We start from the raw sequence: 14,757 nt of genomic DNA, 5'->3' as shown, positions 1-14,757 counted from the left end.
AACACAGTCAGTGGAGAGATCACCTTGGTAGAGTACGTAGTTTCCCTCGATAAGCTCGGCGTCCATGATGTAGAGCATGTGGGGGGCAAGAACGCATCCCTGGGCGAGATGATCAGTAACCTCGCGGGCGCCGGAGTATCGGTGCCGGGTGGCTTCGCCACGACCGCCCAGGCTTATCGTGACTTCCTGGAACTGAGCGGCCTGAACCAGCAGATCCACGATGCGCTCGACGCCCTGGACGTCGATGACGTCAATGCCCTGGCCAAGACCGGTGCCCAGATCCGCCAATGGATCATGGAAGCCGAGTTTCCCGAGAAGCTGAACAGCGAAATCCGCACGGCTTTTGCCAAGCTCTCCGAAGGCAACCCCGACATCGCTGTCGCCGTACGCTCCTCGGCCACCGCCGAAGACTTGCCGGACGCCTCGTTCGCCGGCCAGCAGGAGACTTTCCTGAATATCCGTGGCGTGGAAAACGTCATCCGAGCCGCCAAGGAAGTCTTCGCCTCCCTGTTCAACGACCGGGCCATTTCCTACCGCGTGCATCAGGGCTTCGACCACAAACTGGTCGCCCTGTCCGCCGGTGTGCAGCGCATGGTCCGCTCCGAAACCGGCACCGCCGGCGTAATGTTCACCCTCGACACCGAGTCGGGCTTTCGTGACGTCGTGTTCATCACCGGCGCCTATGGCCTGGGTGAAACCGTCGTGCAAGGCGCGGTGAACCCCGATGAATTCTATGTCCACAAGGGCACCCTGGAAGCCGGTCGTCCGGCCATCCTGCGCCGCAACCTGGGCAGCAAGGCCATCAAGATGGTCTATGGCGACGAAGCCAAGGCGGGTCGTTCGGTCAAGACCGTCGATGTCGACAAGGCTGATCGCGCGCGCTTCTGCCTGACCGACGCCGAAGTCAGCGAGCTGGCCAAGCAGGCAATGATCATCGAGAAGCACTACAAGTGCCCGATGGACATCGAGTGGGCCAAGGACGGCGACGACGGCAAGCTGTACATCGTGCAGGCCCGTCCGGAAACCGTGAAGAGCCGCACCCAGGCCAACGTCATGGAGCGCTACCTGCTCAAGGAAACCGGCACCGTGCTGGTGGAAGGCCGCGCAATCGGCCAGCGCATCGGCGCCGGCAAGGTGCGGATCATCAAGGACGTCTCGGAGATGGACAAGGTCCAGGCCGGCGACGTGCTGGTCTCCGACATGACCGACCCGGACTGGGAACCGGTGATGAAGCGCGCCAGCGCCATTGTCACCAACCGCGGTGGACGCACTTGCCACGCGGCGATCATCGCCCGTGAGCTGGGCATTCCGGCCGTGGTCGGTTGCGGCAACGCCACCGAGCTGCTCAAGGATGGCCAGGGCGTGACCGTTTCCTGCGCCGAAGGCGACACCGGCTACATCTTCGAAGGCGAGCTGGGCTTCGACATCAAGAAGAACTCCGTGGACGCCATGCCGGAGCTGCCGTTCAAGATCATGATGAACGTCGGCAACCCGGACCGTGCCTTCGACTTCGCGCAGCTGCCGAACGCCGGCGTGGGCCTGGCCCGCCTGGAGTTCATCATCAACCGCATGATCGGCGTGCACCCCAAGGCACTGCTGAACTATGACGGCCTGCCACAGGACATCAAGGACAGCGTCGACAAGCGCATTGCCGGCTACGACGACCCGGTCGGTTTTTACGTCGAGAAGCTCGTGGAAGGCATCAGCACCTTGGCGGCGGCGTTCTGGCCGAAGAAAGTCATCGTGCGGCTGTCGGACTTCAAGTCCAACGAATACGCCAACCTGATCGGCGGCAAACTCTACGAGCCCGAAGAAGAGAACCCGATGCTGGGCTTCCGTGGTGCGTCGCGCTACATCAGCGAATCGTTCCGCGATTGCTTCGAACTCGAATGCCGTGCCCTCAAGCGCGTGCGTAACGAGATGGGCCTGACCAACGTCGAGATCATGGTGCCGTTCGTGCGCACCCTCGGCGAGGCGAGCCAAGTGGTCGACCTGTTGGCGGAAAACGGCCTGGCCCGTGGCCAGAATGGCCTGCGCGTCATCATGATGTGCGAACTGCCGTCCAACGCGATCCTGGCCGAAGAATTCCTCGAGTTCTTCGACGGCTTCTCCATCGGCTCCAACGACCTGACCCAACTGACCTTGGGTCTGGACCGCGATTCGGGGATCATCGCCCACCTGTTCGACGAACGTAACCCGGCGGTCAAGAAGCTGTTGGCCAATGCTATCGCCGCCTGCAACAAGGCCGGCAAGTACATCGGCATCTGCGGCCAGGGCCCTTCGGACCACCCAGACCTGGCCAAGTGGCTGATGGAGCAGGGTATCGAAAGCGTTTCGTTGAACCCGGACTCGGTACTGGAAACCTGGTTCTTCCTGGCTGAGGGGCAGGCTGCGGTCTGATCGAGTGAAGGGGCCTGATCGGTAATGTAAGCCGGGGTAATTCCTTGTGGTATCCGGCGGCCAGTCTTCCGGCCCCTTTTGATTTGAAGTAGGGCGGGCTCCATTTGGAAGCCGCCCTTTTTTGTGCAAGAAGATCATGCAAAGCAGCAGCAACCTATTTCCTGTCGCCCTGATCAGCGCCGAGCGGCGTGGCGATCTGAGCGAAGATGTCTATCGTTTGAAACCCGGTAACAGCCCCGACTACAGCGTCGAGCTGGCCGTCACCCGGCTGGGCATGGCCGATGTCGGCGATACCCGGGGTGTCCCGGTGATCCTGTTGCACGGCAGTTTTTCCAACCGTCGCTTCTGGTATTCGCCCAAGGGGCTGGGGCTGGGGGCGCACCTGGCGCGGTTGGGGTTCGATGTCTGGATTCCCGAAATGCGCGGGCATGGCTTATCCCAACGAAACCAGGGCTACCGCAACAACCGCGTGGCCGACTACGCCCGGTATGACTTGCCGGCCATCGGCGCCTTCGTGCGCGAGCAGAGCGGGCAGGTGCCCCATTGGATCGGTCACTCGCTGGGCGGCATCACCCTGGCAGCGGCGTTGGGCGGCCATTACCTGGGCGCGCCTGCCGTGGCATCGGCGGCATTTTTTGGTACACAGGTCAGCCGTACCTATTGGCCACTGAAAATTCCCCCGGTTGAATGGAGCGGGCGCTTCATCCTCAAGCGTTTCGCCCATTTGTCCGGTACAAGGCTCAAGCGCGGCCCAGAAGATGAGCCCATCGGCCTGGCCCTGGAGAGCCTGCGCTGGTATGGCCTGTTCGGGCGTTTCGGCGATGCCGAGAAAAACTGGTGGGCGGGCCTGGCCGACGTGCAGGTGCCGGTGCTGGCGGTGAGCGCCGCCGGCGATCAGCAGGATCCTACCTGGGCATGCCGCAAACTGTTCGAGCAGATCGGTTCCGAGCACAAGCAATTTGTCTGCCTTGGGCGCGAACAAGGCTTCGGCGATGATTTCGGCCACGTCGAAATGCTCGTCAGTAAAGCCGCTCAGGCCGAGGTCTGGCCTTTGGTGGCTCGGTGGCTGGAGGATCTGTGTGGACGGTTGTCGGCGGATCAACCCCACCTGGCGGAGGCGGTTTGACGCGAAGGCTCTGAGGAGGGCATTTCGCTCTGGACTGCTTGCGGCTAAGATATGACGCGTTCCGCTGTTCCGGTCACAAACAGCGGTTCACTTCAGCCCGACGTTCCAGCCCATACAGGAGTTGTTCGATGAACCATTACCTCACGCCTGACCTGTGCGATGCCTATCCAGACCTCGTGCAAGTGGTGGAACCGATGTTCAGCAATTTCGGCGGCCGCGATTCCTTTGGTGGCGAGATAGTGACCATCAAGTGTTTCGAAGACAATTCCCTGGTCAAGGAACAGGTCGAGCTCAAGGGGGACGGCAAGGTGCTGGTGGTCGACGGCGGCGGTTCCCTGCGTCGGGCGCTGCTGGGAGACATGCTGGCGGAAAAGGCGGCGAAAAATGGTTGGGAAGGGTTGGTGATCTACGGTTGCATCCGCGACGTCGACGTCATTGCCCAGACCGACCTCGGCGTCCAGGCCCTGGCTAGCCATCCGATGAAAACCGACAAGCGTGGCATCGGCGATCTCAATGTGGCGGTCACCTTTGCTGGCGTGACGTTCCGTCCGGGTGAATATGTCTATGCGGACAATAACGGCGTGATTGTCTCGCCGAGCCCGTTGAAGATGCCTGAATAAAGCGTTGCAGCCATAAGGGATGAGGATGTTCGAGGAAGAAAACGCGCAATGGGGGCTGGTGCATGCCCTGGTGCTGGATGGTAAAGGTGGCGCGCGTTCGATAGCCCGGACCGAACTTGACGATCTGCAGCTGCAGGCCCATGAAAGCCTGTGGCTGCATTGGGACCGCAGTCATCCGCAAACCCACACGTGGCTGCGCAAATCCAGTGGCTTGAGTGAATTCAACTGCGACCTGCTGCTTGAAGAGAACACCCGCCCACGACTGCTGCCGCTGCCCAACGCCGAACTGCTGCTGTTTTTGCGTGGGATCAACCTCAATCCGGGGGCCGAGCCGGAAGACATGGTGTCGGTGCGCATCTTTGCGGCGGCGCAGCGAGTGATTTCCCTGCGGCTGCGCCCTTTGCGCGCCACCGATGAGCTGCTGGCCGAGCTGTCCGAGGGCAAGGGGCCCCGGACAGCTTCGGAACTCATCCTTTATATGGCGCAGTACCTGACCAATAAGGTGCAGGACCTGGTGACGTGCCTGTCGGAAATCGTCGACACCGAGGAAGAAAAGCTCGATACCGACGAACGGTATACGCCTGAACACGATGCCATTTTGCACATCCGTCGCCGGGCTGCTGGGCTGAAGCGATTCCTGGCGCCGCAGCGGGATATTTTCGGCCAGATGTCGCGAATCAAGTTGCCCTGGTTCGTCGAGGACGACGGTGACTACTGGAATGAATTGAACAACAGCCTGACCCGCTATCTCGAAGAGCTGGAACTGACTCGCGAGCGCGTGGGGCTGGTACTGGAGGCCGAGGACCGGCGCCTTTCAGTGCGCATGAACCGCACCATGTACCGCTTCGGCATCATCACTGGGATCTTCCTGCCGATGAGTTTCCTCACGGGGCTGCTGGGCATCAATGTCGGCGGCATTCCGTTTTCCGAGAGCCCCTATGGTTTCCTCGTCGCTTGCCTGCTGATGGTCTGCGTTGCGCTGGGGCAATGGTGGCTGTTTCGCCGTTTGCGTTGGGTGTGATGGGGTTTCATGTGACCCGACGAAATCTGATCGCGTCTTCCACAGACATCACGAGAGGTGCGTATGCACGATCCGTTTGAACAGTCTCTGCGCGACATGCTCAAGGCCTCGCCGTCCAGCCGGGACGACGATGCATGCCTGGGCCGTGTACTCAAAACCGCCAACCGCCAGGTGGGCGCCGGCGATCTGTTCAGCCTGCTGGGCCGTTGGGTGCCAGCGCTGATGATCGCCCTGAACAACGGGTCGGCCCACGTCTCGCCGGTTTCCCGTCGCAAACCTGTTACTCGCACCGCTGATAAGGCTGACTGAATATGGAACTTGATCTCTGGACCCAGAGCCTCGTCACGGCAATGACTGCGTTGTGGACCAAGATAGCTAACTTTATTCCCAATCTCTTCGGCGCCTTGGTGGTGCTGTTGTTGGGTTTTGTCGTGGCCAAGCTGCTGGACACGTTGCTGTCCAAGCTGCTCGCCAAATTGGGCCTCGATCGCCTGATGGGCGGCACCGGCCTGACCAAGCTCTTGTCCCGTGGCGGCATCCAGGTTCCGATCTCGACCTTGGTGGGCAAGATCGTCTATTGGTTCGTGCTGCTTATATTCCTGGTTTCCGCGGCTGAGTCCCTGGGCCTGGAGCGCGTTTCAGCGACCCTGGACATGCTGGCGCTGTATTTGCCGAAGGTGTTCGGCGCTGCGTTGGTGTTGCTGGTGGGCGTGTTGCTGGCGCAACTGGCCAACGGCCTGGTGCGCGGCGCCGCCGAAGGTGTCGGGCTCGATTATGCTTCGGGACTTGGACGGATTGCCCAGGGCTTGGTGATCATCATCAGTATTTCGGTCGCGATCAGCCAGTTGGAGGTCAAGACTGACCTGCTCAACCATGTGATTGTGATTGTCTTGATTACCGTTGGTCTGGCGGTTGCGCTGGCCATGGGGTTGGGAAGCCGGGAAATCGCCGGTCAGATTCTTGCGGGAATCTATGTGCGTGAGCTCTACGAGGTTGGGCAACAAGTGCGTGTTGGAGAGGTCGAAGGCCAGATCGAAGAGATCGGCACGGTGAAGACCACATTGCTGACCGAGGAAGGCGAGCTGGTGTCGCTGTCCAATCGGATTCTGCTGGAACAGCATGTGAGTAGCCGCTAACCCGGCAAATCCTGCTAATGTATGCCGCCGCAAAATGCCTGGTACCGCAGGCTGCGGCGCACATTGACCTAGACTGTCGGCCCGACTTGTTTTGAACAAACCCCAATCGCTATCCACGCGCTACGACCCCCGTGATCTCTCCGATGAGGAGTTGGTCGCGCGCGCGCATTCGGAGCTGTTTCACGTCACACGCGCATACGAAGAGTTGATGCGCCGTTACCAGCGAACATTATTTAACGTTTGTGCAAGATATCTTGGGAACGATCGTGATGCTGATGATGTCTGTCAGGAGGTGATGTTGAAGGTGCTGTACGGCTTGAAGAACTTCGAGGGGAAATCGAAGTTCAAGACGTGGCTATATAGCATCACCTACAACGAATGCATCACACAGTATCGCAAGGAGCGGCGAAAGCGTCGGTTGATGGACGCGTTGAGCCTTGACCCTCTCGAGGAAGCGTCCGAGGAAAAGGCGCCCAAGCCCGAGGAAAAGGGTGGACTCGATCGCTGGCTGGTTTATGTGAACCCGATCGACAGGGAAATTCTGGTGCTACGATTTGTCGCAGAACTGGAATTCCAGGAGATCGCAGACATAATGCACATGGGTCTGAGCGCGACAAAAATGCGTTATAAGCGCGCGCTCGATAAGCTGCGTGAGAAATTTGCGGGCATAGCTGAAACTTAGTTCAGCGCAAATATCTCTTACGTGTAGGCAAGTTCTGATAGACTTGCCGCCGAGTTGTCCCCCGGTTTGCGGGACTGCTTCACAATCACCAGATGGGGATTTAACGGATGAAACTGAAAAACACCTTGGGCTTTGCCATTGGTTCTTTGATTGCTGCCACTTCGTTCGGCGCTCTGGCACAAGGCCAAGGCGCAGTTGAAATCGAAGGCTTCGCCAAGAAAGAAATGTTCGACAGCGCTCGTGATTTCAAGAACAACGGCAACCTGTTCGGCGGTTCGGTTGGTTACTTCCTGACCGACGACGTTGAACTGCGTCTGGCCTACGACGAAGTGCACAACGCACGTACCGACGATGGCACCAACGTCAAGGGCGCGAACACCGCTCTGGACGCTCTGTACCACTTCAACAACCCAGGCGACATGCTGCGTCCTTACGTTTCGGCCGGTTTCTCCGACCAGAGCATCGACCAGAATGGCAGCAACGGTCGTAACCGTTCTACCTTCGCCAACGTTGGTGGCGGCGCCAAGCTGTATTTCACCGACAACTTCTACGCCCGTGCTGGCGTTGAAGCTCAGTACAACATCGACCAGGGCGACACCGAGTGGGCTCCTAGCGTCGGTATCGGTGTGAACTTCGGTGGCGGCTCCAAGCCAGCTGCTGCTCCAGTTCCAGCACCTGCTGAAGTCTGCTCCGACAGCGACAACGATGGCGTGTGCGACAACGTCGACAAGTGCCCTGACACCCCAGCCAACGTAACCGTTGACGCTGATGGCTGCCCAGCTGTTGCTGAAGTCGTACGTGTTGAGCTGGACGTCAAGTTCGACTTCGACAAGTCGGTCGTTAAAGAAAACAGCTATGGCGACATCAAGAACCTGGCTGATTTCATGAAGCAGTACCCATCCACCAGCACCACTGTTGAAGGTCACACTGACTCCGTCGGTCCTGACGCTTACAACCAGAAACTGTCTGAGCGTCGTGCAAACGCCGTTAAGCAAGTTCTGACCAACCAGTACGGTGTTGAATCGTCCCGCGTTCAGTCTGTTGGCTACGGCGAATCCCGCCCAGTTGCCGACAACGCCACTGACGCTGGTCGTGCAGTCAACCGTCGCGTAGAAGCGCAGGTTGAAGCTCAAGCTAAGTAATTAGCCCACAGCACTAGAAAAACCCGGCTTAGGCCGGGTTTTTCTTTGTCTGGGATTTAATGGGACGGCTTGTGCAGAACCTGTGAGAGCGAGCCTGCTCGCGATGGCAGTGTGTCAGTCAATGTATGTGCGACTTAACCACCGCCATCGCGAGCAAGCTCGCTCACACAGGTTTTGGTTTGTCTGTTAGAGGGCGCAAACCTGGGCCCAGGCAGGCGGGGAGGTGGCAAGCTCAGCGGCAGCCGCCACCGCACCAATCACCAGGATCGCCGGACTCTTGAGTTGAAACGCGCTGGCGTCGGTTTCCATCGATGCCAGGTCGCTGCGGCAGTCGCGCTGGTGGGGCAGGGAGGCGTTTTCAATCATGGCGACCGGTGTATTCGCCGCCATACCGCCCGCCAGCAATTGCTCACGGATCTCGCTCAGTTTCGCCACCCCCATATACACCACAAGGGTCGTCCCGCCCTGGGCCAGGGCTTGCCAGTTCAGGCTGCTGCCGTCCTGGGTATGGGCGGTGACCAGCGTCACACCACGGGCAACGCCGCGTAAGGTCAGTGGAATATCGCATTGGGTGGCTCCGGCAAGACCCGCCGTGATGCCATTGACCAGTTCCACCTCGACCCCGTGTTCGCGCAGCCACTGCGCTTCTTCGCCGCCCCGGCCGAAAACGCACGGGTCGCCGCCCTTGAGGCGTACCACGCATTTGCCTTGGCGGGCATAACGCAGCATCAGTCGATGAATGAACGCTTGTGGCGTGGAGCGGCAACCGCCGCGCTTGCCCACGGCGATGATGCGCGCGCCCGGACAATGTTCCAGCACTGCCTCGTTGACCAGGTCATCGATCAACACGACGTCGGCTTCGCCCATGGCGCGCACGGCTTTGAGGGTCAGCAATTCAGGGTCGCCAGGACCCGCACCTACCAGCCAGACTTTTGCGTTCATAGTGTTTTCCTCACGAGATAGCCGCCAGCGGTTGCGTGTTGGCAACCACCAGGCGTTTGATTTCCGGTACGCAGGAACCGCACTGTGTGCCGCAACCCAGTTCTTTTTTCAGGCCCTGCAAATCCAGGCCGCGCTCGATACCCGCGCAAACGGCGCGCTGGCTGACATTCATGCAATTGCACAGGGTTTTCCCGCCGCCCATGGCGGCACCGGTGTTGCCCGGTGGCGCGCTCAAGGGGGCCAGCAGCCAGCGCCGCAGTTGCTCGTCGGCGCGACCTTCGAGCCACAGGTTCTGCAGCCAATGGCGAGCCAGGGTTTCTCCGGCCAGCCGAATGGCCGTGATGCGGCCGTTTTCGATCCGCACCCGCTTGCCAATGGAGCGGCGCGGATCGTCATAGGCCAAGACGGGCCCGTCGATAAGGCCGAGTTGCTCGTCGATCGCCTGGAGCAGCTGCGGTTCGGGCGCAGCAGCGCTGGCGGCGCGAATCAGCAATGCGGGACGTTCACGTCCGGTAAGGCTAAGGCTGACGTAGGCAAACGCCTCACACAGAGGACGCAAAGTCTCCAGATGCTGTTGAACATCGCCTTCGATCAAGGCGAAAAGCTGCCATGGCAGGTTCACCGGTTCCAGGCGCACGCCGCTGTGCTTGAGCTCCGGCTGCTTCGACAAAGGGTCGAACGCCGGTTGAGTCAGGACGTTGACCCCGCCCTTGAGAAACCGGTCGCCCCAGTGCATGGGCAGGAATGCCTGTCCGGGGCGCACGCTTTCGTCGCTGTCCACCGCCACGATCAGGCTGCCGCGACGGCTTTTGAGGCTGACCAGGTCGCCCGCTTGCAGGCGATGGCGAAGCAGCTCGTCGGGATGCAGGCTGAGCACCGCTTCGTTGACATGGCCGAACAATTGCGCGGCGGTGCCGGTGCGGCTCATGCCGTGCCACTGGTCACGCAAGCGGCCGGTGTTCAGGGTCAACGGATAGCGCGCGTCACGCAATTCCTTGGCGGCGCGATAGGGGTCGGCTACAAACCGAGCCCGGCCGCTTTCCGTAGGAAACACGCCGTCTACGTATAAACGGGCGGTGCCGACCGTAGCGCCCTCGCGGAAAGGCCATTGCTGGGGGCCAAGCTGATCGATCAGCGCGTGGCTGATACCGGACAGGTCCAGGTCGCGACCACGGGTCAGTTGCTTGTATTCATCGAACAGTTGGGCCGGGGTTTCGAAGCCGAACAGGCTGGAGGGGGCCGGACGCAGGCGTTTTTCCAGACGCTGTGCGAAATCCACGGTGATGGCCCAGTCCGGACGTGCTTCACCCGGGGCGTTTATTGCCCGGCGAACGTGTGAAATGCGCCGTTCGGAGTTGGTGACCGAGCCTTCTTTCTCACCCCAACTGGCCGCTGGCAGCAGCAGGTCGGCGAAGGTGGCGGTCTCGGTGGTGCGGAAAGCCTCCTGCAATACCACGAATGGGCAGGCTTGCAGGGCTTCGCGTATGGCGGCCTGGTCAGGCATCGATTGGGCTGGGTTGGTGCAGGCGATCCACAGCGCCTTGATCTTGCCGTTGCGTACCTGCTCGAACAACTCGATGGCGCTGAGGCCGGGGGTTGCCGGCAATTGTTCGACGCCCCAGTAATCGGCTACTTCAGCGCGATGTTCCGGGTTGGCTACTTCGCGATGGCCGGGCAGCAGGTTGGACAGACTGCCCGTTTCGCGGCCGCCCATGGCGTTCGGCTGGCCGGTCAAGGAAAACGGGCCCGCGCCCGGACGGCCGATCTGTCCGGTGGCCAGGTGCAGGTTGATCAGTGCGCTGTTTTTGGCGCTGCCGGCGGTGGACTGGTTCAGGCCCATGCACCACAACGACAGGAAACTGGGCGAGGTGCCGACCCATTCGGCGCATTGGTGCAGTTGCCCGACACTGATACCGCACAGCTGGGCGACCATGGCGGGCGTGTAGTCGCGTACCAGGCTCTTCAGGTCCGCGAGGCCTTCGGTGTGTGCCTTGATGAAACTGCGATCAATCCAGTCTTCCCACAACAGCAGGTGCAAAATCCCATGAAATAAAGCGACGTCGGTGCCCGGCAGGATCGCCAGGTGCAGGTCCGCCAGGTCGCAGGTGTCGGTGCGCCGGGGGTCGATGACGATGATTTTCATCTCTGGCCGGCGGGATTTGGCTTCTTCGAGGCGACGAAACAGGATCGGGTGGGCGTAGGCCATGTTACTGCCGACGATCATCACGCAGTCGCTCAGTTCCAGGTCCTCGTAGCTGCAAGGCGGGGCGTCGGCGCCGAGGCTTCGCTTGTAGCCCACCACGGCGGAGGACATGCACAGCCGCGAGTTGCTGTCGATATTGTTGGTGCCCACCAGAGCCCGGGCGAGTTTGTTGAAGGCGTAGTAATCCTCGGTGAGCAATTGACCGGAGATGTAGAAGGCCACGCTGTCGGGGCCGTGCTCGGCGATGGTCTCGGCGAAAATACTGGCAGCGTGATCCAGCGCACTGTCCCAGTCGGTGCGGGCCCGGGCCAGGCCTTTGCCCAGGCGCAGCTCGGGGTAGAGCGCGCGGGCGGCGAGGTCGCCGGTCAGGTGCAGCGTCGAGCCCTTGCTGCACAGTTTGCCGAAGTTGGCCGGATGGGCAGGATCGCCACTGACGCCGAGGATCCGCTCGCCGTCATGCTCGATCAACACGCCGCAACCGACCCCGCAATAACAGCAGGTCGAGGCTGTGGTCTGGCGGCTCATGAGCTTGCTTCCCGCAGGGCCAGCATGACCCGGCCGTTTTCTACCCGGGCCGCATGGTGGTGGGCGCAACCCACGTCCGGGGCTTGGGCCAGGCCGGTTTCCAGGTCGATCTGCCAGTTGTGCAGCGGGCAGGCCACGCGCTTGCCGTAGATCAGGCCTTGGGACAATGGGCCGCCCTTGTGCGGGCAGCGGTCGTCGAGTGCGAAAACTTCATCGTCGCTGGTACGAAAAATCGCGATATCGCCCTTCGGCCCCTGGATGATGCGTGAGCCCAGGGCGTTGATTTCGTCCAACGCGCAGATATCCAGCCAGTTCATGCCGGCACCTCCAGGTTTTTCACGGGGATGGCCTCGAACTCTTTTTTCAGTTGAGGCTGTTCCAGCCGCTGTTTCCAAGGGTCCTGTTCCAGGGACAGGGAAAACTTCAGACGTTCGTTGAGGGCTTTGCGCCGCTCCGGGTCTTCCAATACCGCTTTCTTGATGTGCTCCATGCCGACCCGCTGCATGTAGTGCACGGTGCGTTCGAGGTAGAAGGCTTCCTCGCGGTACAGCTGAAGAAAAGCACCGTTGTATTCGCGTACTTCTTCGGCGGTCTTGAGCTTGACGAAAAACTCGGCGACCTCGGTCTTGATCCCGCCGTTGCCGCCGATGTACATCTCCCAGCCGGAATCGACGCCGATAATGCCTACGTCCTTGATGCCTGCTTCCGAGCAGTTGCGAGGGCAACCGGAGACAGCCAGCTTCACTTTGTGCGGCGACCACATATTGAACAAGTCATGTTCCAGCTCGATGCCAAGCTGGGTGGAGTTCTGCGTGCCGAAGCGGCAGAACTCACTGCCCACGCAGGTCTTCACCGTGCGGATGGATTTGCCGTAGGCATGGCCGGACGGCATATCGAGGTCTTTCCACACGCCGGGCAGGTCTTGCTTCTTGATGCCCAGCAAGTCGATGCGCTGACCGCCAGTGACCTTGACCATGGGCACGTTGTACTTGTCGGCGACATCGGCAATACGCCGCAGCTCGGACGGGTTGGTCACGCCGCCCCACATCCGCGGCACTACGGAGTAGGTACCGTCTTTCTGGATATTGGCGTGGGCGCGTTCGTTGATCAGGCGCGACTGCGGATCGTCCTTGGCTTCGCCGGGCCAGGTGGAAATCAGGTAATAGTTCAGCGCAGGTCGGCAGGTGGCGCAGCCGTTCGGGGTGCGCCAGTTCAGGTAGCTCATGGTTCCGGCGATGGTCAGCAGGTGCTGGTCGCGGATCGCCTGGCGAATCTGGCCGTGGTTGAGGTCGCTGCAGCCGCAGATGGCTTTCTCGCTTTTGGGCTTGACGTCCGCCGCGCCGCCCACGGTGTTGATCAGGATCTGCTCCACCAGGCCGGCGCAGGAGCCGCAGGAACTGGCGGCCTTGGTGTGTTTCTTCACGTCATCGACGCTGAACAGCCCGTGTTCCTGGATCGCCTTGACGATGGTGCCCTTGCACACGCCGTTGCAGCCGCAGACTTCGGCAGTGTCGGCCATGGTCATGGCTTTGTCCTGGCCCTGATGGCCTACATCGCCAAGTGCGTTTTCGCCGAACATGAGGTGGTCGCGGATCTCGCTGATGGCGTGATTCTCACGGATCTGGCGGAAATACCAGCCGCCATCCGCCGTATCGCCGTACAGACAGGCACCGACCAGCACGTCATCCTTGATCACCAGCTTTTTGTAGACGCCGCCGATCGGGTCGGAAAGGGTGATGGTCTCGGTGCCTTCGCCGCCCATGAAGTCACCGGCGGAGAACAGGTCGATGCCGGTGACTTTCAGCTTGGTTGACGTGACTGACCCCTTGTAAGTGGCGAAACCCAGTTGCGCGAGGTGGTTGGCGCAGACTTTTGCCTGTTCGAACAACGGCGCCACCAGGCCATAGGCGGTGCCACGGTGGCTGGCGCATTCGCCGATGGCGTAAACGCGAGGGTCGTAGGTCTGCATCGTGTCGTTGACCAGGATCCCGCGGTTGCACGGGATGCCGGATTTTTCCGCCAGCTCGGTGTTGGGACGGATGCCAGCGGCCATTACCACCAGGTCGGCGGGAATGACGTCGCCGTTCTTGAACTGTACCGAGCCGACACGGCCATTGCCGGCGTCATGCAGGGCCTGGGTCTGTTCGCTGAGACGGAATTTCAGGCCACGGCTTTCCAGGGCGGTTTGCAGCAGTTGGCCGCTGGTCTTGTCCAATTGCCGTTCCAGCAGCCATTCGCCGATGTGCACGACGGTCACGTCCATGCCGCGCAGCTTCAGGCCGTTGGCGGCTTCCAGGCCCAGCAGGCCACCACCGATCACCACAGCGTGTTTATGGGTCTTGGCGGTGTCGATCATCGCCTGGGTGTCGGCGATGTCGCGGTAGCCGATCACGCCATTGAGGGTGTTGCCGGGGATCGGCAGGATGAACGGCGTGGAACCGGTGGCGATGAGCAAGCGGTCGTATTCGGCTTCGCTGCCGTCTTGGGCGATGACCCGGCGCTTGACCCGGTCGATCTCCACTACCTTGCGGTTGAGCAACAGCTTGATGTTGTTTTCCTGATACCAGTTCAGGTCGTTGAGCACGATTTCTTCGAACGTCTGTTCCCCGGCGAGCACGGGTGAGAGCAGGATGCGGTTGTAGTTGGCGTGGGGCTCGGCGCCGAACACCGTGATGTCGTAGAGCTCATTGCTCAACTTGAGCAGTTCCTCGAGGGTTCGAACCCCGGCCATGCCGTTGCCGATCATTACCAGTTTGAGTTTTTTCATCAGGGTTCTCCGCAAGCTCAGGCCTGTTTCATCACGGCGGTCAGGCTGGCTCGACAATTTTTCGAAAACAAAAAAAGGCGTCCCGCTAGCACAGCTAGCGAGGACGCCTTTGTCCTGGTCCCGTTCTCTCGGGAAGCACCGCCTTCATCGTTGGAAGCGTTGCTTTATGTATGGTGAGGGAGGATATGCAGTG

At 60.7% G+C, this 14,757-nt stretch carries 12 protein-coding genes; 8 read left to right on the top strand and 4 right to left on the bottom strand.

Annotated elements, in window-relative coordinates; all coding sequences use genetic code 11:
* Positions 1-24 precede the first annotated feature (24 nt).
* From ppsA to ACLK1G_RS06895, 8 genes are all read left to right on the top strand, one after another.
* Positions 25-2,400, top strand: a complete 2,376-nt coding sequence (ppsA, locus tag ACLK1G_RS06930; protein WP_420764836.1) for a phosphoenolpyruvate synthase — start codon at positions 25-27, stop codon at positions 2,398-2,400.
* 136 nt (positions 2,401-2,536) lie between these two features.
* Entirely contained in the window at positions 2,537-3,526 is a 990-nt protein-coding gene (locus tag ACLK1G_RS06925) for an alpha/beta fold hydrolase (RefSeq protein ID WP_420764751.1), read from the top strand.
* A gap of 128 nt (positions 3,527-3,654) precedes the next feature.
* A complete protein-coding gene (rraA, locus tag ACLK1G_RS06920) occupies positions 3,655-4,146 on the top strand; it encodes a ribonuclease E activity regulator RraA (protein ID WP_420764750.1) in 492 nt (163 codons plus the stop codon).
* Between the two features lie 25 nt (positions 4,147-4,171).
* Positions 4,172-5,167: a zinc transporter ZntB gene (locus ACLK1G_RS06915; RefSeq protein ID WP_420764749.1), complete on the top strand. Its 996-nt coding sequence runs from the start codon at positions 4,172-4,174 to the stop codon at positions 5,165-5,167.
* 63 nt (positions 5,168-5,230) lie between these two features.
* Entirely contained in the window at positions 5,231-5,476 is a 246-nt protein-coding gene (locus ACLK1G_RS06910) for a CrfX protein (RefSeq protein WP_420764748.1), read from the top strand.
* A gap of 2 nt (positions 5,477-5,478) precedes the next feature.
* Positions 5,479-6,303 (top strand): mechanosensitive ion channel family protein, encoded by an 825-nt coding sequence (locus ACLK1G_RS06905; protein ID WP_045155488.1) that lies wholly within the window; start codon positions 5,479-5,481, stop codon positions 6,301-6,303.
* Positions 6,304-6,394: 91 nt separating this feature from the next.
* Positions 6,395-6,985 (top strand): RNA polymerase sigma factor SigX, encoded by a 591-nt coding sequence (sigX, locus tag ACLK1G_RS06900; protein WP_420764747.1) that lies wholly within the window; start codon positions 6,395-6,397, stop codon positions 6,983-6,985.
* Between the two features lie 107 nt (positions 6,986-7,092).
* Entirely contained in the window at positions 7,093-8,127 is a 1,035-nt protein-coding gene (locus ACLK1G_RS06895) for an OmpA family protein (RefSeq protein WP_186609887.1), read from the top strand.
* A 186-nt stretch (positions 8,128-8,313) separates the two neighbouring features.
* Here ACLK1G_RS06895 and cobA read toward each other — a convergent pair whose 3' ends face one another.
* The 4 genes from cobA to nirB are packed head-to-tail and all read right to left on the bottom strand — an operon-like array spanning position 8,314 to position 14,564.
* Positions 8,314-9,069: a uroporphyrinogen-III C-methyltransferase gene (gene cobA, locus ACLK1G_RS06890; RefSeq protein ID WP_420764746.1), complete on the bottom strand. Its 756-nt coding sequence runs from the start codon at positions 9,067-9,069 to the stop codon at positions 8,314-8,316.
* Between the two features lie 10 nt (positions 9,070-9,079).
* The gene (locus ACLK1G_RS06885; RefSeq protein ID WP_420764745.1) at positions 9,080-11,797 is read right to left on the bottom strand and encodes a nitrate reductase; all 2,718 of its coding nucleotides are present in this window, start codon (positions 11,795-11,797) and stop codon (positions 9,080-9,082) included.
* The gene (nirD, locus tag ACLK1G_RS06880) at positions 11,794-12,114 is read right to left on the bottom strand and encodes a nitrite reductase small subunit NirD (protein WP_420764744.1); all 321 of its coding nucleotides are present in this window, start codon (positions 12,112-12,114) and stop codon (positions 11,794-11,796) included. Before nirD ends, ACLK1G_RS06885 begins: the two co-directional genes overlap by 4 nt.
* Positions 12,111-14,564 (bottom strand): nitrite reductase large subunit NirB, encoded by a 2,454-nt coding sequence (gene nirB, locus ACLK1G_RS06875; RefSeq protein ID WP_420764743.1) that lies wholly within the window; start codon positions 14,562-14,564, stop codon positions 12,111-12,113. Before nirB ends, nirD begins: the two co-directional genes overlap by 4 nt.
* Between the last annotated feature and the right edge of the window lie 193 nt (positions 14,565-14,757).

Source organism: Pseudomonas algeriensis (assembly GCF_048847255.1).
Lineage (GTDB): Bacteria > Pseudomonadota > Gammaproteobacteria > Pseudomonadales > Pseudomonadaceae > Aquipseudomonas.
The sequence above is the reverse complement of the archived record's forward strand: the minus strand, read 5'-3'. Positions and strand labels throughout refer to the sequence as shown.